The following is a 21,223-nucleotide window of genomic DNA, read 5'->3' as shown; positions in this document are numbered from 1 at the left end:
GCATCAGGTGAAACTCACGCCGTCGCCGGCAGCCACAACAGCAGCGCGGCGCCGAGCACGAGGCGATACACCGCGAACGCGGTGAAGCGATGGCTCTGGATGTAACGCAACAGCCACTTCACCGCGACGAAGGCGGTGATGGTCGACACCACGAACGCCACCGCGAGCGCGGTCCAGTTCTCCTGCCCGATGCCGCCGTTCTTCGCCAGCTTCAGCAGTTCGTAGCCGGTGGCGGCGAACATGGTCGGGATGCCGACCAGGAACGCGAACTCGGTCGCCGCGGCACGGCTGGTGGTGCCTGCGAGCAGGGCGACGAAGATCGTCGCCGCGCTGCGCGAAGTGCCCGGGAACACACCGGCCACGACCTGCGCGATGCCGACGAGGACCGCCGTCGTCCACGAGATCGCGGTGCGTTCGCCTCCGCGCATCGCCGCCAGTTGCTCGGCGACCAGCATCCACACCGCGCCGATGACCAGTGCCCAGGCGACCGGGCGTACGGTTTCCGGCAATTCCCAGCCCAGCTTCTTCACCAGCAGGCCGCCGACGGCGGTCACTGCGAACGAGAGCAGCAGCTTCAAAGCGTAGCTGCGCGCCTGTGCCGGGCCGAGCGCGATGCCGGCCGGATCGTGGCTCGCCGGCGAACGATGGCCGAGGAAGCCGAGCAGCAGGTCCCACAAGCGCTGGCGGTAGATCGCGACCACCGCGAGGATGGCGCCGGCCTGGATGGCGATGTTGAACAGCTCGCTGCGCGCGCCCAGCCAGTGTTCGGCGATCAGCAGGTGGCCGGTGCTCGACACCGGCAGGAATTCGGTGATGCCTTCGATGATGCCCAGAAGGATCGCGGAAACGAGGTCGGACATGGACGGAACCGGATCGGCGTCAGTCAGGAAGCATAGCCCACGATGGGGCGTTCGACGGATTTGGTGCAAACCGAAGGTAGATTGCACGAAATAGGTGCAAGCAATAGTGGCTTTCGACATCGATCCCTTCGAAATCAAGCGCTTGCGTGTTGCGGCAGGCTGGCATGGCGCTTGCATTGTTCCCGCCATCCACCATCCACCGAGGCCGCGCCATGTCGCTCGAAAACGTCGAGAAACTGATCAGGGACCACAAGGTCGAATTCGTCGACCTGCGCTTCGCCGACATGCGCGGCGTGCAGCACCACGTCACCTTCCCCAAGTCCATCGTCGACGCCTCGCTGTTCGAGGACGGCAAGATGTTCGACGGCAGTTCGATCAGCGGCTGGCGCGGCATCCAGAACTCGGACATGGTGCTGCTGCCCGATCCGTCCACCGCGTTCCTCGATCCGTTCACCGCGGATCCGACGCTGGTGCTGACCTGCGACATCCTCGACCCGACCACGATGCAGGCCTACACCCGCGATCCGCGCGGCGTGGCCCGGCGCGCCGAGGCCTACCTCAAGGCCAGCGGCATCGCCGACCAGGCGTTCTTCGGCCCGGAACCGGAATTCTTCATCCTCGACAGCGTGCGCTTCGCCAACGAGATGGGCCACGTGTTCTACCAGGTCGATTCCGAGGAAGCGCACTGGAACTCCGGCCGCGACTACGAAGGCGGCAACAGCGGCTACCGGCCGATGGTGAAGGGCGGCTACTTCCCGGTCGCGCCGCTGGATTCGCTGCACGACATCCGCGCCGAGATGTGCAAGACGCTGGAACAGGTCGGCATCGAGGTCGAGGTGCACCACCACGAAGTGGCGAACGCCGGCCAGTGCGAGATCGGCACGCGCTTCAATTCGCTGGTGCAGAAGGCCGACGAACTGCTGACGATGAAGTACGTCATCAAGAACGTCGCCCACCGCAACGGCAAGACCGCGACCTTCATGCCCAAGCCCATCGTCGGCGACAACGGCAGCGGCATGCACGTGCACCAGTCGCTGGCGAAGGACGGCAAGAACCTGTTCACCGGCGACGGCTACGGCGGCCTGTCGCAGATGGCGCTGTGGTACATCGGCGGCATCTTCAAGCACGCGCGCGCGATCAACGCATTCGCCAACTCGACGACCAATTCGTACAAGCGCCTGGTGCCGGGCTTCGAGGCGCCGGTGATGCTGGCGTATTCGGCATCGAACCGCTCCGCTAGCTGCCGCATTCCTTACGTGGCGAACCCGAAGGCGCGCCGCATCGAGATCCGCTTCCCCGATCCGATGAACACCGGCTACCTGACCTTCGCCGCGCTGATGATGGCCGGCCTCGACGGCATCAAGAACCAGATCGACCCGGGCGCGCCCAGCGATAAGGACCTGTACGACCTGCCGCCGGAAGAGGAGAAGAACATCCCGACCGTGTGCCACTCGCTGGACCAGGCGCTGGACGCGCTCGACAAGGACCGCGACTTCCTCAAGGCCGGCGGCGTGTTCAACGACGACTTCATCGACGCCTACATTGCGCTGAAGATGAAGGAAGTGACCTCGTTCCGCGCGGCCACGCATCCGCTCGAGTACCAGATGTACTACACGATCTGACGGCCTGGCCGTTCCGGATCGACGCGCGAAGGCCCGCACCCGCGGGCCTTCGCTTTTGCACGATAATGGTGCAATGCCTGTGGATACCGCACCCGCCCTCGACCAGTTGGCCACGCCGGTGCTGTGGCTGGACGCCGATGGCCGCATCGCCGGGGCCAATCCGGCTTGCGCGCGCTGGCTGGGCGTGGGGCTGCGGCGCCTGCCCGGGCTGCCGCTGGTAGCACTGGAAACCGAGGGCGATGCGCTGGCGCGGGCCTTGGGCGACACCGGGTCCGACCGGGAATTCGCGCGCCTGCGCCGGGTGGCGATGGCCTTCCCCGGAACCGACATCCCGCGCTTCGCCGATCTGCTGCTGTCGCGGCGCGAAAGCGGCGGCTGGTGGCTGGAAGCGCAGCCGGTGGAGGAATTCCCCGGCGAGGATCCCGCCGTCGCATTGCCTTCCGCGCTGTCCGCGGCGTTGAAGGGACTCGCCCACGAATTGCGCAATCCGCTGGCCGGACTCAAGGGTGCAGCGCAGTTGCTTGCGCGGCGAAACCGGGAGGATCCGACCTCGCGCGAACTCACCGGCCTGATCGAATCGGAAGTCGAACGCCTTGCCGCGCTGCTCGACCGCCTGCTCTCGCCGGCGCCGGCGAAACCGTTCGAGCCGTTGAACATCCATGCGGTGCTGGAACGCGTGCTGCGCCTGGCCGAGAACGACGCCGGCTGGGCGGTGAAGCTGATCCGCGATTACGACCCGAGCCTGCCCGAATTCGAAGGCGACGCGGATCGACTCACGCAGGCGACGTGGAACCTGGTACGCAACGCGATCGAGGCCGGCGCCGCCAGCGTCACGCTGCGCACCCGCGCCGAACACGGCGTGCGCATCGGCGATGCCGCGCCGGCGACGGTGCTGCGACTGGAAATCGTCGACGACGGGCGCGGCGTGCCCGAAGACCTGGCCGAACGCCTGTTCCTGCCGTTGGTCTCGGGACGCGCCGAGGGCAGCGGGCTCGGCCTTGCGCTGGCGCAGCAGGTCGCGCGCGAACATCGCGGTTCGCTCGCCTACCGTTCGCGCCCGGGGCACACGGTGTTCACGCTGTTGTTGCCGCTGCAGAGCGAAGGAGCGGAGCATGCATAAAGCGAGATCGCGATCGTGTGCGACATCTTTTCCTCCCCCCTCGTGGGGGAGGATGCCCGCAGAGCCTGCCCCGTACTTGATACGGGGGCAGGAGAGGGGGCCGTGCGCATCCCCTCTCCCGGCGCTTCGCGCCACCCTCTCCCACGAAGGGGAGAGGGGGAAATGAACGCCGCGCGCATCTGGGTGGTGGACGACGACCACGGCGTGCGCTTCGTGCTGGCGACCGCGTTGCGCGAAGCCGGCTACGCAGTCGAGGGTTTCGATTCGGCGCAGGCGGCGCTTGCAGCGCTGGGGAATCGCCAGCCTCCGGAGCTGCTGTTCACCGACGTGCGCATGCCCGGCGACGACGGCCTCGCATTGCTGGAACGGCTGAAATCGCGGCATCCGGAATTGCCGGTGATCGTGATGAGCGCCTACACCGACCTCGCCAGCACCGCCGGCGCATTCCGCGGCGGCGCCCACGAATTCCTGTCCAAGCCCTTCGACCTCGACCATGCGGTGGCGCTGGCCGCGCGCGCGTTGCCGGAATTGCCTTCGTCGAATGCATCGAAGGAATCGCGTTCGCAAGCACCAGCGTCGATGCAGGACGACGCGCCGCAACTGCTCGGCGATTCGCCGCGGATGCAGGCGCTGTTCCGCGCCATGGGCCGGGTCGCGGCCGCACCGTTGAACGTCCTGGTCACCGGCGAAACCGGTACCGGCAAGGAACTGGTCGCGCGCGCGCTGCACCGCGAATCGCCGCGCGCCAACAAACCCTTCATCGCGCTCAACACCGCGGCGATTCCGGCGGAATTGCTCGAAAGCGAACTGTTCGGCCACGAGGCCGGCGCCTTCACCGGCGCGAACAAGCGCCATGTCGGGCGTTTCGAGCAGGCCGACGGAGGAACCCTGTTCCTCGACGAAATCGGCGACATGCCGCCGGCTTTGCAGACGCGACTGCTGCGCGTGTTGGCCGAAGGCGAATTCTTCCGCGTCGGCGGGCGCGAACTGATCCGCGTCGACGTGCGCGTGATCGCGGCCACGCACCAGCCGCTGGAAGCGCTGGTCGCCGACGGGCGTTTCCGCGCCGACCTGCTGCATCGGCTCGACGTCGTTCGGCTGCGCCTGCCGCCGCTGCGCGAGCGGCGCGAAGACATTCCGTTGCTCGCGTCGCGTTTCCTCGCCGCGGCCGCGCAGAAACTGCACGCGTCGGCGAAGCGTTTGTCGCCGGCTGCGCTGGAACGGCTGCAGGCTTACGACTGGCCGGGCAACGTGCGCGAACTCGAAAACCTGTGCTGGCGCCTCGCCGCGCTGGCGCCGGGCGCGACCCTGGGCCTGCACGACCTCGACGAAGCCGCGGGCCCGCTTGCGTCCGCGTCGGTCGAAGGCGATGCGTGGGAAGGCGCGCTCGCGGACTGGGCGCGCGCGCAACTGCGCGATGGCGCGGGCGACCTGCACGCGCAGGCGCGCTCGCGGCTCGATCGCGTGCTGCTGCAGGCCGCGTTGGAGCACAGTGATGGCCATCGCGGCGCCGCGGCGGAAAAACTCGGCGTCGGCCGCAACACGCTCACGCGCAAGCTCGGGCCGGGGCGCAAGCGGCGCTGACGATTCACCACGACGCAACATCGCCTGCGAGAGCATCGCGGACTTCGACCGGAGATCGCCATGAAACTTCGAATCCTCCCGCTCGCCGCCTCGATCGCATTGCTCGCCGGCTGCGCCAGCACGCCGTCGTCCGATACCGCCGCGTCCGCGCCTGGTGCCGTGGACATGGCCAGCGTCGCGCTCGCGCCCGCCTCGGGCAGCATGGTCAGCGGCAAATTGATGCTGATGCCGATGGGCGACGGCGTGCATGTCACGGGCGACATCGGCGGGCTCGCGCCGAACAGCACGCACGGTTTCCACATCCATGAAACCGGCGACTGCAGCGCGGCCGATGCGTCCAGCGCCGGCGGCCACTTCAATCCCGCCGGCGATGCGCACGGTCGCGCCAGCGCGCCACACCACCACCTCGGCGACAACGACAACCTCGTCGCCGATACGAACGGCGTCGCACACGTCGACGCGCATTTCGCCGGCGCCGTGCTCGGAGGCGGCGGCGCCGACGACATCGTCGGCAAGGCCGTGGTCGTGCACGCGAATGCGGACGACTACACCTCGCAGCCGTCCGGCAACGCCGGTGCGCGCATCGCCTGCGGGGTGATCACCGCGCCGTGAGCGATTGATGCTTCTGTAGCCGCGACAAACCCTGCGGCATGCCATGTCAGGGCTGAAGCCCCTCCCACAACATTGCGCATTCACGCATCGACGTAATCGAACACCGCGTCGATGCCGTGCGCGGCCAGCACCGCGGCGAACTGGCGCAGCCGCGCCTCGTAAGCGGCGTAACCGCGCACCGTTTGTTCGAGCGTGAGTTCGTTGCCGCCCGGGAATTCGCGTTGCCAGCGCGACGGCGAAGCGATTTCCAGGTGGGACACGCCTTCGGCGTAGCGCAGGCGCGGCTCCGGCGGTGCATCGACTTCGACGCTTCCCGCCGGCGCCAGCAGCGCGACTTCGATCACCGGCCACAGCACGCGCAGGCCGGCGTGTTCGTACTGCAGCGCCATCATCGCGGCGAGGTCGTGCAGGGTGAACAGGCGCGCGTGCTCGATGCGCGCGGCGAACGCCTCCTGCGCCAGCAACGCGGTGCGCGCCGAGGCCATGCCGCGATCCAGCAGTTCGGCTTCGAGCTGTTCCTGCACCGCGGCCGCATCGGCTCCCGTCAGCAGGAACGGCAACACCCGCAGCGCACCGCCGCGCAATTCGGGTTCGGCCATGAACGGCAGCGGCACGCGGCCCTGCGCGTCCGCGCCGAAGGCGAAGATGCGCGCGGCCCGTGTGTTGGCGCGTGGCGCGCGCGCATGCAGTTCGGCCAGCCGCTGGTGCAGCGGCCAGCCGGGGCGCAGGGCCTCGGCCGGGTCGAAATGCGCGGCGGCGAGCACGAGGTCGCAGTCCGCGGCCCGCGGCGCGATCCGCGCGAGATCCAGGGCCAGGCATTCGGCCAGGGCCATCGCCGCGTCGGTGGCGAGCGCATCGACGCCGATCGCGCCGTCGGCGAGTTCCAGCGCGAGCAGGCCGGTGGCATTGGCGTCGTGGTCGTGCATGGCCTCGGCGTCGTGATTGGCCGCACACGGGCGCGGCGCTAGACTGCGGCCATTATGCCCGCGCGTGTCGCGCGGGCCGCGAAAGAGGCGAAACACCATGCTCCAGGGCCGTCCCGTCGCCGTGCTCGGCGGCGTCCGCATCCCCTTCTGCCGGCAGAACACCGCCTACGCCGATGTCGGCAACCTCGGCATGGGCGTGCGCACGCTCGGCGCGCTGGTCGAGAAGTTCGGTCTGCACGGGCAGGTGCTGGGCGAAGTCGCGTTCGGCGCGGTGATCAAGCAGCCGTTCGACTGGAACCTCGCGCGCGAGGCGACGCTGTCCTCGGGCCTGTCGCCGCTGACGCCGGGCATCACCCTGCAACGCGCCTGCGGCACCTCGCTCGACAGCATCATGATCGTCGCCAACAAGATCGCCGCCGGGCAGATCGAGGTCGGCATCGGCGGCGGCAGCGACACCACCTCCGACGTGCCCATCGTCTACGGCCAGGCCCTGCGCCGGCGCGTGCTCGAGGCCGCGCGCGCGAAGACGACGAAGGACAGGCTCGCCGCGTTCAGGGGCTTCCATTTCCGCGAACTCAAGCCCGAATTCCCCGGCGTCGCGGAACCGCGCACCGGCAAGTCGATGGGCGACCACTGCGAGGACATGGCGAAGGAGTGGAACATCTCGCGCGATTCGCAGGACGAACTCGCGGTCGCTTCGCACCACAAGCTCGCCGCCGCGTACGAGCGCGGTTTCTTCGACGACCTGGTGGTCAGTTTCCGCGGCGTGTCACGCGACAACATCCTGCGTCCCGACACCAGCATCGAGAAGTTGGCGACGCTGAAGCCGGCGTTCGACAAGACTTCCGGCCGCGGCACGCTTACTGCCGGCAATTCCACGCCGCTGACCGACGGCGCCGCCGCGTGTTTGATCGCCTCGGAAGACTGGGCGGCGAAGCACGGGCATGAAGTGCTGTGCCGCATCCGAGATACGCAGGTGGCCGCGGTCGATTTCGTGCACGGCGAAGGCCTGTTGATGGCACCGACCGTCGCGGTGCCGGAAATGCTCGCGCGCAACGGACTGACGTTGCAGGACTTCGACCTCTACGAAATCCACGAAGCCTTCGCCGCGCAGGTGCTGTGCACGCTGCGCGCGTGGGAGAGCGAGGAATACTGCAGGAACCGCCTCGGCCTGGATGCGCCGCTGGGTCGCATCGATCCGGCCAAGCTCAACATCAACGGTTCATCGCTCGCCACTGGGCATCCGTTCGCGGCCACCGGCGCGCGCATCGTCGCCACCGCGGCGAAGGAACTGAAGCAGCGCGGCGGCGGCCGTTGCCTTGTGTCGATCTGCACCGCCGGTGGCATGGGCGTGGTGGCGATTCTGGAGCGGTGATCGGGCAGCACGGGTTAACCCCGTTGCGTCCTTCGTTCGTTGATAGCATCGCCAATCACGAACGGGGGTGGTCCATGCGCACGAGGTGGGTACAAGGTTCGGTCTTTGTCGGCCTGCTGCTGGCCGTAGCCATCGCCGGTTGTTCCCGGCAGCAGCAAGCGGCCGATGCATCCATGGCCTCGGCAGAGGCGGACATCGCAAGAGGTGGCGCCCCGGCCCCGGCGGCACCACCTGCCGTTGCGGAAAGCCAGGCAGTCGATCCGCAGCAGCTGGCGTCGAGTGCCGCGACGTTCGTCGATGCGCAGCGCAGGTTCATCCGTACCGCGCGCGCCGAGTTCGAGGTCAGGGATGTTTATGCGACCGCGCTCGCCATCGAGGACGAAGTGGCGGCGCAGGGTGGATTCGTCGTCGGCAACGACATCAAGTCCGAAACGCAGGGCATGCGTCGACGTTCGATTGGCGACGGGAAACAGCTGGAGTTGACCGAATACACCCTGCATGGCGAATTGACCGTGCGCGTGCCCAGCGAAAAGACGCAATCGTTCCTGCGCGCCATCGCCGGCAAGATGGAATTCCTCGACAGCCGGAGCTTCAAGGCGGAGGACGCGCAGTTCGAACTGCTGCGCCAGCAACTTGCGGCGCAACGCGCACAATCGACGCAGCAGCAATTGGGCGCAGCGGTGGCCGACGGTGGCAAGCTGGGGCAGAAGGCCGATGCGATCCAGGCCCGCGGCGAGGCGAACGCCGATCGCGACGAAGCCATGCTGGCGATGAAGGAATTCCAGGATCGCGTCGACTTCAGCACGATCGCCTTGTCGTTGCACCAGGATTCGCAGGTGCGCAAGGCCGTGCGCATCGACGTGGAAGCCGTGTTCCGCGATAACGGCCCCGGGTTCTTCAACCGCCTGGGCGAATCCTTGCGCATCGGCTGGCGGGGCGCGCTCAACCTCGTCGTGGCCCTGGCACAGGTGTGGCCGCTGTGGCTGCTCATCGCGGCGGGATATTCCTTGCTGCGGTACTGGCGCAGAAGGAAAACCGCTCGACCCTGAAATCGCAGGCCGGGTTGCTTCGTCAACCCGGCTTTCGCGTGAAGCGAGTTCTTGCCGGGTCGTTAAAACCGATCGGGCCTACGATTCTCCCCGCAATCGCGGAATCCCGTGCTCGTCGCGTTCCTCGATCGCGATGCCGTCCTCGGGCTCCTCGCGTGAATCGCGACCGGGAAGTTCCAGCGCCGCTTCGCCGCGGGCAACACGCAACGCGTTTGCATAACTGCGTTGCGCGCGGTCCGTGTCGCCGGCCTGCGCGTAGGCGTTGCCGAATTCCTCCCAGGCATCGGCGCCGGCGCCCTGCGCCAGCGCGCGGTGCAGGTTGGCTTCGGCCTGCGGCCAGCGGCCTTCATCGCGGTCGAGGCGAGCGAGCGCGAGCAGCAAAGCCGGGCTGGACGGATGCGCCTGCAGCCAGCGTTCGATGTTCGCGCGGCGCTGTTCGGCGCGACCGCCGGCGGGCAGCGTGCCGTAGCGCGCTGCGAGGCTTTCGTCCCAGCGCGTGTCCAATGCGCTTTCCACCGCCTTCGAAGCAGCCTCGTCCCAGCGCAGTGCGGCGGCACGGTCGGCGTAGGCGAGCACCACGTCGGGATCGCTGCGAACGGCCTTCGGCAGGTGATCCCAGGTATCGGCGAGCGCGTTCGCGTCGGCGGCATCGCGCAATGCAGCCGCGGCCCAGCGTTCCTGCAATTCGTCGAGCAGCGCATCCGGCAGTGCGTGCTGCTGGCGCAACGCACCAAGCAGGCCGTAGGCCTCGGCGGATTTCCCGGTCGCGGCGAGTGCCTGCGCGCGCAAGGCCTGTCCGCGTGGTGGCAAGGGCTGAATCGCGGGGATGTCGAGCGCGACCAGCGCATCGGTCGGGCGTTCGTCGGCGAGTGCCTGTTCGGCAAGCGCGATCGCGCGCGCACCGGCGTGCCTCGGATCGAGCGCATCGATGTGCGCCTGTGCGGCGGCGGCGTCGCCGCGCGCGTTCGCGGCCTGCGCCGCGGCCACGCGCGCGAAGGCGGCGTCGTGGCCTTCGTCGGCCGCGCGCGCCAGCAACTGCTCGGCGCGGGCGTAATGACCGCCGTGCAATGCGTCCAGGCCTTCGCCCAATCGTGCACGGGAATTGCGGTCGCGCAGCCGGCGCCAGGAACGGAACGGCAGCATCAACAGCTTCCACAGCACGCCGATGACGAGCAGCGCGACGAGGACGCCGATGACCGCGGCGGCGACGGTGGTCGTGTAATCGGTACCGCGGAAGCGCACCAGCACGTAGCCCGGATCGGCCAGCAGGAATTGCGCGGCGAGCGCGCCCAGCAATGCGAGCACGATCCAGAACAGCAGGCTGCGGAACAGGTTCATGGCGATGGATCCTTGCGTGACGCGCCGACCCTAGCGCATGCCGCGTCGCGGCGGCGTTGCGGAGATGAACGCGGGCCCAACCGGCACGCTTCAACGCGCGGAGCGCAGCGCCTGCAACTGCTGCAGCGTGGTGCCGAGCACGGGATTCGAAGTCGCCAGCGGCATCGCGCGCAATGCCGCGAGCCGCGCTTCCAGGGTTTTCCGTTGCGGTGAATCCGGCCACAGCCGATGCAGCCACGCGTTCGCGCGGTCCAGCGCCTCGTGCCACGCGGCGGCATCGCGGCGTTCGGCCGCGGCGCGGGCCAGTGTGAGTTCGAGTTCGAGTGCCGAACGCGCGTTGCGACGGTCGACCGGATCGGTGGCGATGGCGGCGTTGCTCGGTTGCACGCGCACGATCCGCGACAGCAGGCGTTGCCACCACGGCGAGTTCGCATCGCGATCGTTCGCGACCGCCCCGTCGCCGGGCAATGAAGCGGCGAAACCGGCGAGTTCGCGTAGCGCGGCCGCGCGCGGGTCCGCGCCGAGCGCATCCAGCGCGTTACGTTCCTGCAGCAGGGTCTGGCGCAGGTCCAGCAGTTTCGGGTCGTCCACGCGCTCGAGCAGCGTGGCGGCGATGGCGTAGGCGCGGCGCGCGCCGTCGAGGTCGCCGGCGAGTTGCAGGCGTTGCTGGCCGGTGGCGAGCAGCAGCGCGGTTTCGTCGAGGAACAGGGCCTGCGCACCGTGGCGGTCCGGGTCGGCGAGTTTTTCCACCGTTTGTTCGATCAGGGCCGAGCGCTGGCCGAGGCCGATCAGTTCCTCGCGCAGCACGCGGTTGGTCGCTTCGTCCTGCTGCATGCGCAGCGATTGCGCGCGTTGCTCGCCACGCAACGCATCGAGGCGGGCGTCCAGCGCATCGGCCTGTTCGGCGAAGGTGCGGCGCATGGCCGCATCACGCGCGGACCAGGCCCGCCAGCCGTACCAGCCGGCGACCGCCAACGCCGCCAACACGACCAGCGCGAAGACGAACCCGCCGCGGCCGGAACCGGAGCGTGGAGCGGATGTCGGGTCGGGGGACGTCACGGGCGCGGGGGAGTGCGGAACGTGGCGCGCATGCTACCCGATCGCCGCCGCCATCGCCGCGACGAGATCGCGCGGGCGGGCACTGGCCGCGACCGCGATCCGGCCTTGGAACCCGAACTCCCGCGCCGCCTGCGCGAGGCGTTCGCTGGCTGCGGCGACATCGGCCGCGCGCAGCTTGTCGGCGAGGTCGGCGGGAAGGCGCGTCAACGCTTGTTGCAGGGCTTCGCCGCTGCCGAGCGCGAGCCATGGTTTCGCGCGCAGCGCGCGGAAACGCGAAAGCGAAGCCGATGAAAACGGAATCTCGACGCGCCGGTACACGTCGGCGCGCAGCACGTGCGCACCGCGCTTGCGCAGCGTCGGCGCAATGACGTTGCGCCCACCGGGCGCGGTGAGCAGGCCGACGCCGCGTCCATGCAACGATTGCAGTTCCGCGAGCGCGAGCAATCCTTCGCTGTCCATGCGCGATGGCGAAACGACCGCGTCGATGCCGGCGCGACGCAGCGCCGCGGCGGTGCCGGCGCCGACCGCGCACCAGCGTTGCCCGCGTTTCCGCTTCAGTGCTTGCAACGCGGCGGTCGCGCGCACCGCGGCCGGACTGGTGGCGATCACGAGGTCGGCGGCGAGCGCGGCGCGCAGGGCGCGTCGCGTTCCGGCATCGTCCTGCGTCTCGATCCGCCACGAGGACAGCGCCAGCACGCGCGCGCCCCGTGCGGCGGCGGCCCGGCGCAGGGATTCGTGCGCGCCGACCGGGCGCAGCGAAATCACATAGCATCTCGCCAACGGCATTCGCTTCGCCTTCGCCATGGAACGAGCATACATACATCCATGAATCCCGATTCCGATCCGGCATTGCAATCGCTGCTCGCGCACTACCTGTCGATGCCGCCGGTGGCGGCGATGCGGCTGCAGATCGCCGGCGCCGACGCCAGCGGGCTGCGCCTGCGCGCGCCGCTGTCCGCGCATGTCAACGACAAGGGCTGTGCGTTCGGCGGCAGCCTGGTCTCGCTGATGACCCTGGCCGGCTGGGGCGTGGCCACGCTGGCGCTGGAACGCGCCGGCCTGCATGCGGACGTGTTCGTGGCCTCCAGCGAGGTGCGCTATCGCGCGCCACTGTTCGCCGACCTCGAAGCCACCGCGAACGCCGACGCGGCGGAACTGGCGGCCTTCGTTGCAACGCTACGCGCCAACGGCCGCGCGAGCCTGAACCTCGATGCTCGCGTCCCGCTGCCCGGGGGCGGTAGCGCCTGCGACATGCGTTCGCGCTACGTCGCCATCGCCAGGGGTTAGGATGGCGTCGACGAAAGCGGGGGAAGACACATGATCCAGGCGAAGTCGTGGCGTTGGCTGCTGGTTGCCCTGCTGGGCGCGCTGCTCGCCGGTTGCGCCACCGGCCAACCGAAGATGAGCGCCCTCGATAGTGCGCAGTACGCGTGGTCGGCGGCGATCCGCTGGGGCGATTTCGAAGGCGCGTGGAACCTGCTCGATTCCGAATACCGCGACAAGCATCCGCTCACCGACCTCGAGCTCTCGCGCTACAAGCAGGTCCAGGTGTCGGGTTACCACGAGCTCGGTTCGCAGGTCCTCGAGGATCGTGCCCGGCGCGAGATCGAGATCGGCGTGATCAACCGCAACACCATGGCCGAGCGCAGCCTGCGTTACACCGAGGAATGGCGCTACGACCCGGCGACCAAGACCTGGTGGGTGACCTCGGGCCTGCCGGATTTCTGGGCCGGGGAATAAGGCAATCGCGGGGATGGGCCGTTCCCGCGACAACGTCGGGTGAAGCCGCTGTGGGACAATGCGCGCCGCTTCGTCGTAGCCGGAAACCCTGCACGTGAACTTCGCCGAACTCGCGGCCTTCGCCGGTCGCAACCCCATTCTGTCCTCGGCGCTGGCCGGCCTGACCCTCGCCATCCTGGGGATGGAGGCGATGCGCCTGCTGCGCGGCGGACACCGACTCGCTCCCGCGGCGCTGACCGCACTGGTCAACCGCGAGGACGCGCTGGTGTTGGACGTGCGCGTTGCGGCCGATTTCGAGAAAGGCCACATCCCCGGCGCGAAGCAACTGGCGCTGGCCGAGGTGAAGCCTGAACACAAACTGCTGGCCATGGCGAAATCGCGGCCGGTGGTGCTGGTGTGCAAGGCCGGGCAGAGCGCCGAGGGCGCCGCATCCATGCTGCGCAAGGCCGGCTTCGAGCGCGTGTTCGTGCTCGATGGCGGTATCGATGGCTGGCAGCAGGCCGGCCTGCCGCTGGCCAAGGGCCGCTAGGCGGGCCCGGCCGGGCCGCGGGCGCGTGCCATAATCGCCGCTTTCCCCACGTTCCAGCCGGAGTACCCCGATGTCCGAGACTTCCCCAGCCAACGGCGCCGCGACCGACGCGCAGCCGGCGGGCCAGACCTTCAGCCTCGACAAGCTCTACGTCAAGGACGTCTCGTTCGAAGCGCCGGGCGCGCCGCAGGTGTTCGCGGCCGAACTCCCGGGCCAGCCGCAGCTGCAGATGAACCTCGCGCAGAGCGTGCAGCGCCTCGGCGACGTCGCCTACGAAGTGCAGCTCGACATCACCGTGACCTGCACGGTCGACGACAAGACCCTGTACCTGGCCGAAGTGAAGCAGGCCGGGCTGTTCACCCTCGCCGGTTTCGATCCGCAGACGCTGGACGCGGTGCTCGGCACGTTGTGCCCGGCCTCGCTGTATCCATACGCGCGCCAGACCATCGGCGACCTGATCCAGGCCGGCGGTTTCCCGCCGTTCCTGATGCAGCCGCTGAACTTCGAGGGGCTGTACGCCGAGAACCTGCGCCAGCGCGCCGCGCAGCAGGCCGGTGGCGCCCTCGGCAGCGGCACCGAGACCGCCGGCAACGCCTGAGCCCGGCATGGGACCGGACGCAACGGCCGCACGCTCGGTCGCCGTCCTCGGCGCGGGCTCCTGGGGCACCGCGCTCGCCGCGCTGATCGCACGGCACGGCCATCGCGTCGTGTTGTGGGGCCGCGATGCAGGCGTGGTCGAGGCGATCGACGCGCGGCACGAGAACCCGCATTACCTTCCCGGCATCGCACTGCCCGATGCGCTGCGCGCGACCACCGACCTCGCCGCGGCGTTGCGCGACGCGGATCTGGTGCTGGTGGTGGTGCCTTCGCACGCGTTCACCGAAACCCTGCGCGCGCTGGCGCCGTTGCGTCCCGCCGATGCCGGCGTGGCGTGGGCGACCAAGGGCTTCGAACCCGGCAGCGGCCGTTTCCTGCACGAAGTCGCCGGCGACATGCTCGGCACCGGCGTGCCGCTGGCGGTGGTGACCGGGCCTTCGTTCGCGAAGGAAGTCGCGCAGGGATTGCCGACCGCGCTCACCGTGCATTCGGACGAAGCCGCGTTCGCGCAGCTCGTCGCCGACGTGCTGCATGGTCCCGCGTTCCGCGCCTACACCGGCGACGACATGCGCGGCGCCGAACTCGGTGGTGCGATGAAGAACGTGCTCGCGGTCGCCACCGGCGTCGCCGACGGCATGCAGCTCGGCCTGAACGCGCGCGCGGGACTCATCACCCGCGGCCTCAACGAGATGTTGCGGCTCAACATCGCCATCGGCGGGCGGCCCGAGACGCTGATGGGCCTCGCCGGCCTCGGCGACCTCGTGCTCACCTGCACCGGCGACCTGTCGCGCAACCGGCGCCTCGGCCTCGCGCTCGGTCGCGGTCAATCGCTGGACGATGCGGTGCGCGACATCGGCCAGGTGGTCGAATCGGTGCAGACCGCGGACGAGGTGATGCGCCTCGCCTCGCGCCACGACGTGGAACTGCCCATCGCCGAAAACGTGCGCGATGTGTTGCACGGCGACCTCACGCCGGCGGAAGGGCTGCAGCGGCTGCTCGCGCGCGAGCAGAAGGCGGAATACCCGCAGGAATTGTTCCCGTAGAACACGAAACTCCGGCCGTTTCCGGCCGGGGCTGGGTCATTCGATTCGGGGCGGCGAGGTCACGCGCCCACGTCTTCCGCATAGATCGCCTGGGTCGCGATGATCGACGTTCCGGCCGGAAGGATGCACGTCACCGAAAACATGGCATTGCCGAAATCGGTCGTCTCGTCGAAATCCGCGGGGGACCAGGAGAATTGGGTATAGCTGCCCGTGCCCGTGTCCCCGCTCTTGGTGGCGTAGTACGCGTCGCCGCCGGCCGCGGTGCCCCGCATGCCGGTGCATTGCACGGCATGGTTGGCGCCGTCGATGGTCTGGAAGTAGATGTATGCGGCCTTGAATGCGGACGAGGTCGATGCGTATTGGCAGATGATGAACTGGTTGCTGGTGCCTTCATTGCGCATGCCCGTCGCGCGCGGACGTACCTGGGACGACGTGGTCGGGACGCTCAATTGGCAGGCCGGGCCGCCCTGGTCCCACAATTCGCGGCTTTTCTCGACCGCGGCCGCGGGCATGGCGGCGAATGCGGCGTTCGCGAGGACGATGATGGCGGCAAGTTTCGTTACGCTCATTTTTGCGGATGATCCGGGAATGGCCGCGTTGGCCGGTTTCCGCCTATGCGTAATACCGGGGTGGAAGCGGACATGGCCCGAGTGGCGATGAAAACCCCGCCTGGTCATTGGCCCACGTCATCGTGGTACGAGCCATAGACTCCCTGGATTGCGGCGCCAGGCGGCAGGATGCAGGTGACGGAGAGGGCGGGTTGGGAAAAACGGTCGGTCGGGCCGTTCTGGTATGGAGAGGGAAAGTCCCCCCAGGCGCGATCCCACGTGATGGAGTTAGGAGTACCGTCGGTGCCGGTGGTGGCGGTTCTCGTGGAGTATTGGATACCCGACAACTGGGTGCCGTTCACGGCCGTGCATTGCACGTCGTGATTGTTTTCGTCGATGCGCACGATAGTGATGCTGGCACGGAAAAACGGCGTACCGTTCGAAGGGAACTGGCAGATCACGAATTCGCTGGCGGTTCCTTCGTTGCGCATGCCGGTCGCGCGCGGACGCACTTGCGAGGACGTGGTCGGCATGCTGAGTTGGCATGCGGGGCCGCCTTGATCCTGATAGGTGCGGTCGATTGTTGCGGCATTCGCCGGTTGCGCGGCCACGAAGCCGCCAACCAGGATTGCGACGACGAAGGCGTTCGGGATGTTCATCGATGCATTCCGGAAATGGCCCCGTGGGCCGGTTGCCATGTATGCGTGGCAGGGGGCGAAAAGCGGACACGCGCGCACGAAAAACCCCGGCCGTTGTCGACCGGTGCGATAGTGGTTCGAACGGGAAGCGACTTACGCGCCCACGTCTTCGTCGTAACTGGCGGCGACAAGGATGATCGAAGCTCCGGGCGGCAGGATGCAGGTCACCGAAGCAGTCGAATTGACGAATGCCGTGCCCGCTTGGCCGAAATCCGAAGGAACCCATTGGGCGAAGCCGTACCAGTTGGGGTTCGTGCCGGTGGAGAAGTTCTTGCTGGAATAGGAAGTTCCATTCGCCACGTCGCCGGTCATGGCGGTGCACTGGATGGCATGGTCGATTCCGTCGAAAGTGGAAACCGAAATCGACACGTACTTGAAGGAACCACCCCCGTTCCTCGAGTACTGGCAGATCACGAATTCGTTGGCCGTTCCCTCGTTGCGCATGCCATTGGCACGTGGACGCACCTTCGACGAAATGGTGGGCACGCTCAGTTGGCAGGCCGGTCCGCCCTGGTCGAAGAGATAGCGGGTCGCAGGGGCCGCCGACGCGGGCGTCGCGCCCATCAGGCTGGCCACCAAGATCGTGGTCGCGAAGGCGTTCGGGGTGTCCATCGATGCATTCCGGGAATGGCCGCGCGGGCCGGTTGCCATGTATGCGTGGCAGGGAGCGAAAAGCGGACACGCGCGCACGAAAAACCCCGGTCGTTGCAGACCGGGGTCGATGGCGGTTCGGAATGGGTGGCGCTTACGAACCCACGTCTTCGTCGTAGAAGGCAAAGGTGCTGATGATCGCCATGCCCGGCGGCAGGTTGCAGGTGACCGAGAACCCGCGGGAAGGAAGCGTGCTCAACGATGGATCGAAGTAGCCCGAGTTCCAGCCGATGCTCGTTCCGGCCTGGTCGCTGGCGCGCACGAAGATGTTGAAGGTCGAGTAGTAGGCGGTCTGCGTGGCATAGCCGCTCATGCCGGTGCAGGACAGGTTGTGGTCGGCGCCATCGATACTGGCGAGGACGATGCTGGCCTGCGTGAACGGGGTCGAGGTGGCCGTGAACTGGCAGAGCACGAAGGCGTTGGTGGTGCCCTCGTTGCGCATCCCGGACGCGCGTGGACGGACTTGCGTCGACGTCGTGGGGACGCTGAGCTGGCAGGCGGGACCGCCCTGGTCCTCCATCGTGCGGGCCATGGTGGTTGCCTGCGCGGGCGACGCGGCCAGAACGCTGGCGACGAACGCGGTGGCGAACAGGGAATTCAGGGGGTTCATCGATGCATTCCGGGAATGGCCATGCGGGCCGGTCACCGTGTATGCGTGGCGAGGAGCCGAAAGCGGACACGCCGGAACGAAAAACCCCGGCCGTTTCCGGCCGGGGCGTTCGCGACGTCGGGGGAGAGAGAGGGGAGTCGTCGCGGGTGCTGCAGTTCGGTCGCGCTTACCAGCTGAAGCGCGGGCCGACGAACCATTGGGTATCGCCGCCGACGAACTTCACGTCGCCATTGATGCCCCAGTTCTGGTTGAACTTCACCTGTGCGCCGAGGCGACCGTAGAAATCGCTGTCGTACTCGTCGCCGTCCTCGTAACCGGCCAGCGCATAGCCCTCCAGGTTGGTGGTCAGCGCGCTGCGCACGCCGGCTTCGACGCTGTAGCCGTCGAAATCGGCGCCGCTGCCTGCGTCGAACTTCTCGTACGCGGCGCGGGTGACGAGGTCGGTGCTGGTCGCGATGGGGTGGTTGTAGCCCACGCCCAGGCGCCACTGGTCGAAATCGACGTCGGTGTCGTCGATCTTCTGGTTGCTGTAGGCGCCGAACACGGACCAGTTGGGCGTGAACGCGGCCGAACCGTTCAAACCCCAGCCGTCGGCGTCGCCGGAATCGGTGTTGGTGGCGGCGTAACCGCCTTCGAGGTAGTTGTAACTCAGGCCGGTGCTGCCGCTTTCCTGCGCCAAGGCGGCGAAGGGCAGGGCGGCGAGCAGGGACAGGGCAAGCAAAGCGCGCTTCATGGGGGACCTCTTCTGTTGTTTGTTATGGCCGGCGCTGAGGCGAACCGTTCGCAGCCGGCGTGCGCAGTATCGACGGGCCCTCGCAACACGCCCTGAATAATGAACCGAAGGGTTCAGGAACTTTTCCGCAACGCCCGGGTCATGCGCCGCCGTCCCGGGTGCGGCGGCGGCATGGCGCCAAAGGCGCGAAATGGAATTGCGATCAGTGGTTGCGCGCTGCTTCGCCCGCTTCGCGCAGTTTCTGCGCGCATTCCTCGCAACAGGCTTCGACGGTGCGTCCACCGACGGTGACCTGGATGGCGTTGTCGTCGAGCGGATAGTCGCAGGCGGCGCAGGTACGTTCTTGCATGGCGGTTCTCCTGTGGGGAAGCCCGGAACGGGCATGCACAGGAAACCATCGCGGCATCGTCGCCGCTGTCAGGATCTTTAGCGATGCGCGGCGACGCCGCGGAATCCGGATGGCGTGCGGCCGTAGGCCTGGCGGAACGCCGCGGCGAAATGGCTGTGGCTGGAGAAGCCGAGGTCCTGCGCCAGCGCGGACAGATCGATGTCGCTTTCGAGCAGGTCCAGCGCGCGCGCCAGCCGCAGTTGCAACTGGTAACGGTACAGCGGCATGCCTTCGACCTGCTTGAAGGCCTGGGTCAGGTACACCGGCGAGCCGCCGACTTGCGCGGCGATGCCGGCAAGGGTCCAGCGGCGCGCGGGATCGCTGGCGAGCAGCAACTTCGCGCGATCGACCAATCGCTGCCGTGCGCGCGTCGCGCCCGGCGTGCGCGCGGTGCGCGGGCCGAGGCTGCGCGATGCCAGCGTCAGCACCAGGCCTTCGGCTTCCAGCGGCTCGACCCGGTCGTGGTGCAGCGCATGCCGCAACAGCGCGACCAGCGCTTGCGCGCGCGCATCGATGCGAAGTGCCTGGTGGCGGAAAGCCGGCGGCGCGTCGTCGCGCAGCAGCGCGGGAGGCGCCAGTTCGCGCAACAACGCTTCGTCGAGCCGGATCGACAGGCTCGCATCCCCGCCTTCGAGCGGATGGCTGACGCGATAGCCTTCGCCGGCGTTGAACGACAGCACGTGGTTGGCGTCCGCCACGGCTTGTGCGCTGCCGACATGGCGCAGGTACACACCGCGATAAGGGAACACCAGGTGCGTGGCCGACGCGCATTCCTCCGCGCTGCGGTGCCTGCATTCGCCGCGGCAGCGCACGTCGCGCACCGACGCGACCGCGGTGTCGAGCAGGACATCGACATCGAACGCCGGCACCGGGATGGCAGCGGACTGGCCCATGCCGACAGCGTACGCGCTCAGGCGGCGCCGTCGAAACCCGATTGCCGCCAGGCCTCGAACACCGTCACCGCGACCGCGTTCGACAGGTTGAGGCTGCGGCTGTTGGCACGCATCGGCAGGCGCAAACGGCGATCCTCGGGGATCGCGGCGAACACGGCTTCCGGCAGGCCAGCGGTTTCGCAGCCGAACAGGAACGCATCGCCCGCGCGGAAACGCGGCGCATCGAAGCGCACGCCGCCGCGCGTCGACAGCGCGAACACGCGCGGAGCTTCGCCCATGGTCGACGCGGCGATGTCCGCGAACGCGGCATCGAGGTCGTCGTGCACGCGCAGCGTCGCGTATTCGTGGTAGTCGAGGCCGGCGCGCTTCAGCTGTTTGTCGTCGAGTGAAAAGCCCAACGGCCGCACCAGGTGCAGGGTCGCGCCGGTGTTCGCGCACAGGCGGATGACGTTGCCGGTATTGGGCGGGATTTCGGGGCGGAACAGGATGACGTGGAACATCGCGTCGATTCACCACGCAATCGTTTCGCCGCGCCAGTCGCGCAGCTGCAACGGCTTCGATGCATCGGTCGCATCGACCTGCCGCAACAGGCCGGCGACCGAATCGGCCGCCGTCACGTCCGCGCCATCGCCGCCCATGTCGGTCTGCGCCCAGCCCGGATGCAGCAACGCGACCGCGATGCCGCGCGCCGCCAGCGCGTGCGCGGCCTGCACCGCGAGCATGTCCAGCGCCGCCTTGCTCGCACAGTAGCTGGGCGAACGGAATTCGCGCCGCGTGCCGATCGAAGCCATCACGGTCGAGACGAACGCGACCTTGCCGCCCCTTCGACCTTGCTCAGGGCAGGCGTCGGCGAGTCGCGGCGCCAGCGCCTGCGTCAACAGGAATGGCCCGATCGCATTGGTGCGGAAACTGTCGTCCAGCGCGGATTCGCGCACCTGGCCCCAGCGTTCGCCCGAATGCAGCGCGCCCGCGTTGTTCACCATTAGGTCGATGCGCGCGTCGTCGTCGAGTACCAGCGCGAGTTCGCGCGCGAATGCGGTGCGCGAAGCCTCGTTGGCGACATCCAGCGGCAGCACATGCAGGCGACCGGGATGGTCGCCGGCCAATGCATTGAGCGACGAGGCCTTGCCCGGCTGGCGGCAGGCAGCGAGCACGCGGTCGCCGCGCGCCAGCAACTGGCGGACGAATTCCAGGCCGAGGCCGCGGTTGGCGCCGGTGACGACGGCGATGCAGGGATCCATGGCGTCA

The 21,223-nt window shown here is 68.3% G+C and carries 25 protein-coding genes; 11 read left to right on the top strand and 14 right to left on the bottom strand.

Annotated elements, in window-relative coordinates; genetic code table 11:
• Window positions 1-14 precede the first annotated feature (14 nt).
• Window positions 15-860 carry an undecaprenyl-diphosphate phosphatase gene (locus FNZ56_RS08870; protein WP_143879491.1) on the bottom strand — a complete coding sequence of 282 codons (846 nt, stop codon included), beginning with the start codon at window positions 858-860 and terminating at the stop codon, window positions 15-17.
• Between the two features lie 212 nt (window positions 861-1,072).
• On the opposite strand from FNZ56_RS08870, the gene glnA reads away from it, so the two are divergent.
• The 4 genes from glnA to FNZ56_RS08850 all read left to right on the top strand — a co-directional run bounded on the left by glnA (window position 1,073) and on the right by FNZ56_RS08850 (window position 5,798).
• The gene (gene glnA, locus FNZ56_RS08865; protein ID WP_143879490.1) at window positions 1,073-2,482 is read left to right on the top strand and encodes a type I glutamate--ammonia ligase; all 1,410 of its coding nucleotides are present in this window, start codon (window positions 1,073-1,075) and stop codon (window positions 2,480-2,482) included.
• Between the two features lie 73 nt (window positions 2,483-2,555).
• Window positions 2,556-3,602, top strand: a complete 1,047-nt coding sequence (locus FNZ56_RS08860) for a two-component system sensor histidine kinase NtrB (protein WP_143879489.1) — start codon at window positions 2,556-2,558, stop codon at window positions 3,600-3,602.
• Window positions 3,603-3,764: 162 nt separating this feature from the next.
• A complete protein-coding gene (gene ntrC, locus FNZ56_RS08855) occupies window positions 3,765-5,186 on the top strand; it encodes a nitrogen regulation protein NR(I) (RefSeq protein ID WP_143879488.1) in 1,422 nt (473 codons plus the stop codon).
• 60 nt (window positions 5,187-5,246) lie between these two features.
• Window positions 5,247-5,798, top strand: coding sequence for a superoxide dismutase family protein (locus FNZ56_RS08850; RefSeq protein ID WP_143879487.1), 552 nt, complete (start codon window positions 5,247-5,249; stop codon window positions 5,796-5,798).
• Window positions 5,799-5,878: 80 nt separating this feature from the next.
• On the opposite strand, the gene FNZ56_RS08845 is transcribed toward FNZ56_RS08850, so the two are convergent.
• Window positions 5,879-6,724: a hypothetical protein gene (locus tag FNZ56_RS08845; RefSeq protein WP_143879486.1), complete on the bottom strand. Its 846-nt coding sequence runs from the start codon at window positions 6,722-6,724 to the stop codon at window positions 5,879-5,881.
• A 97-nt stretch (window positions 6,725-6,821) separates the two neighbouring features.
• On the opposite strand from FNZ56_RS08845, the gene FNZ56_RS08840 reads away from it, so the two are divergent.
• Complete coding sequence (locus tag FNZ56_RS08840) at window positions 6,822-8,099, top strand: acetyl-CoA C-acetyltransferase (RefSeq protein ID WP_143879485.1); 1,278 nt, start codon at window positions 6,822-6,824, stop codon at window positions 8,097-8,099.
• A 74-nt stretch (window positions 8,100-8,173) separates the two neighbouring features.
• On the top strand, window positions 8,174-9,148 hold the full coding sequence (locus FNZ56_RS08835; RefSeq protein ID WP_143879484.1) for a DUF4349 domain-containing protein: 975 nt from the start codon (window positions 8,174-8,176) through the stop codon (window positions 9,146-9,148).
• Between the two features lie 78 nt (window positions 9,149-9,226).
• Here the strand turns inward: FNZ56_RS08835 and FNZ56_RS08830 are convergent, their stop codons facing one another.
• The 3 genes from FNZ56_RS08830 to FNZ56_RS08820 form a co-directional block, all read right to left on the bottom strand.
• Window positions 9,227-10,486, bottom strand: a complete 1,260-nt coding sequence (locus FNZ56_RS08830) for a heme biosynthesis HemY N-terminal domain-containing protein (protein ID WP_143879483.1) — start codon at window positions 10,484-10,486, stop codon at window positions 9,227-9,229.
• A gap of 90 nt (window positions 10,487-10,576) precedes the next feature.
• Window positions 10,577-11,545: a uroporphyrinogen-III C-methyltransferase gene (locus FNZ56_RS08825; protein ID WP_143879482.1), complete on the bottom strand. Its 969-nt coding sequence runs from the start codon at window positions 11,543-11,545 to the stop codon at window positions 10,577-10,579.
• A 33-nt stretch (window positions 11,546-11,578) separates the two neighbouring features.
• Window positions 11,579-12,349 (bottom strand): uroporphyrinogen-III synthase, encoded by a 771-nt coding sequence (locus FNZ56_RS08820; RefSeq protein WP_246064551.1) that lies wholly within the window; start codon window positions 12,347-12,349, stop codon window positions 11,579-11,581.
• A gap of 21 nt (window positions 12,350-12,370) precedes the next feature.
• Here FNZ56_RS08820 and FNZ56_RS08815 point away from each other — a divergent pair, with 21 nt between their 5' ends.
• The 5 genes from FNZ56_RS08815 to FNZ56_RS08795 all read left to right on the top strand — a co-directional run bounded on the left by FNZ56_RS08815 (window position 12,371) and on the right by FNZ56_RS08795 (window position 15,454).
• The gene (locus tag FNZ56_RS08815; protein ID WP_143879481.1) at window positions 12,371-12,832 is read left to right on the top strand and encodes a YiiD C-terminal domain-containing protein; all 462 of its coding nucleotides are present in this window, start codon (window positions 12,371-12,373) and stop codon (window positions 12,830-12,832) included.
• Window positions 12,833-12,862: 30 nt separating this feature from the next.
• On the top strand, window positions 12,863-13,285 hold the full coding sequence (locus tag FNZ56_RS08810) for a hypothetical protein (RefSeq protein WP_143879480.1): 423 nt from the start codon (window positions 12,863-12,865) through the stop codon (window positions 13,283-13,285).
• Window positions 13,286-13,379: 94 nt separating this feature from the next.
• A complete protein-coding gene (locus FNZ56_RS08805; RefSeq protein ID WP_143879479.1) occupies window positions 13,380-13,814 on the top strand; it encodes a rhodanese-like domain-containing protein in 435 nt (144 codons plus the stop codon).
• A gap of 70 nt (window positions 13,815-13,884) precedes the next feature.
• Complete coding sequence (gene secB / locus FNZ56_RS08800) at window positions 13,885-14,412, top strand: protein-export chaperone SecB (RefSeq protein ID WP_143879478.1); 528 nt, start codon at window positions 13,885-13,887, stop codon at window positions 14,410-14,412.
• A gap of 7 nt (window positions 14,413-14,419) precedes the next feature.
• Window positions 14,420-15,454: an NAD(P)H-dependent glycerol-3-phosphate dehydrogenase gene (locus FNZ56_RS08795; RefSeq protein WP_143879477.1), complete on the top strand. Its 1,035-nt coding sequence runs from the start codon at window positions 14,420-14,422 to the stop codon at window positions 15,452-15,454.
• Window positions 15,455-15,513: 59 nt separating this feature from the next.
• Here the strand turns inward: FNZ56_RS08795 and FNZ56_RS08790 are convergent, their stop codons facing one another.
• The 9 genes from FNZ56_RS08790 to FNZ56_RS08755 form a co-directional block, all read right to left on the bottom strand.
• Window positions 15,514-16,131 (bottom strand): hypothetical protein, encoded by a 618-nt coding sequence (locus tag FNZ56_RS08790; protein WP_143879476.1) that lies wholly within the window; start codon window positions 16,129-16,131, stop codon window positions 15,514-15,516.
• A complete protein-coding gene (locus FNZ56_RS08785; protein WP_143879475.1) occupies window positions 16,128-16,661 on the bottom strand; it encodes a hypothetical protein in 534 nt (177 codons plus the stop codon). Before FNZ56_RS08785 ends, FNZ56_RS08790 begins: the two co-directional genes overlap by 4 nt.
• A gap of 132 nt (window positions 16,662-16,793) precedes the next feature.
• The gene (locus FNZ56_RS08780; protein WP_143879474.1) at window positions 16,794-17,312 is read right to left on the bottom strand and encodes a hypothetical protein; all 519 of its coding nucleotides are present in this window, start codon (window positions 17,310-17,312) and stop codon (window positions 16,794-16,796) included.
• Window positions 17,313-17,445: 133 nt separating this feature from the next.
• Window positions 17,446-17,961 carry a hypothetical protein gene (locus FNZ56_RS08775; protein WP_143879473.1) on the bottom strand — a complete coding sequence of 172 codons (516 nt, stop codon included), beginning with the start codon at window positions 17,959-17,961 and terminating at the stop codon, window positions 17,446-17,448.
• A 166-nt stretch (window positions 17,962-18,127) separates the two neighbouring features.
• Complete coding sequence (locus FNZ56_RS08770; protein WP_143879472.1) at window positions 18,128-18,694, bottom strand: OmpO family porin; 567 nt, start codon at window positions 18,692-18,694, stop codon at window positions 18,128-18,130.
• Window positions 18,695-18,896: 202 nt separating this feature from the next.
• Window positions 18,897-19,043: a hypothetical protein gene (locus tag FNZ56_RS12880; protein ID WP_185970704.1), complete on the bottom strand. Its 147-nt coding sequence runs from the start codon at window positions 19,041-19,043 to the stop codon at window positions 18,897-18,899.
• Window positions 19,044-19,120: 77 nt separating this feature from the next.
• Complete coding sequence (locus FNZ56_RS08765) at window positions 19,121-19,975, bottom strand: helix-turn-helix transcriptional regulator (protein ID WP_143879471.1); 855 nt, start codon at window positions 19,973-19,975, stop codon at window positions 19,121-19,123.
• 17 nt (window positions 19,976-19,992) lie between these two features.
• Window positions 19,993-20,475: a tRNA (cytidine(34)-2'-O)-methyltransferase gene (locus FNZ56_RS08760; RefSeq protein WP_143879470.1), complete on the bottom strand. Its 483-nt coding sequence runs from the start codon at window positions 20,473-20,475 to the stop codon at window positions 19,993-19,995.
• 9 nt (window positions 20,476-20,484) lie between these two features.
• Window positions 20,485-21,216 carry an SDR family oxidoreductase gene (locus tag FNZ56_RS08755; RefSeq protein WP_143879469.1) on the bottom strand — a complete coding sequence of 244 codons (732 nt, stop codon included), beginning with the start codon at window positions 21,214-21,216 and terminating at the stop codon, window positions 20,485-20,487.
• Window positions 21,217-21,223: the final 7 nt, after the last annotated feature.

This window comes from Lysobacter lycopersici (genome assembly GCF_007556775.1).
Lineage (GTDB): Bacteria > Pseudomonadota > Gammaproteobacteria > Xanthomonadales > Xanthomonadaceae > Pseudoluteimonas > Pseudoluteimonas lycopersici.
The sequence above is the reverse complement of the archived record's forward strand: the minus strand, read 5'-3'. Positions and strand labels throughout refer to the sequence as shown.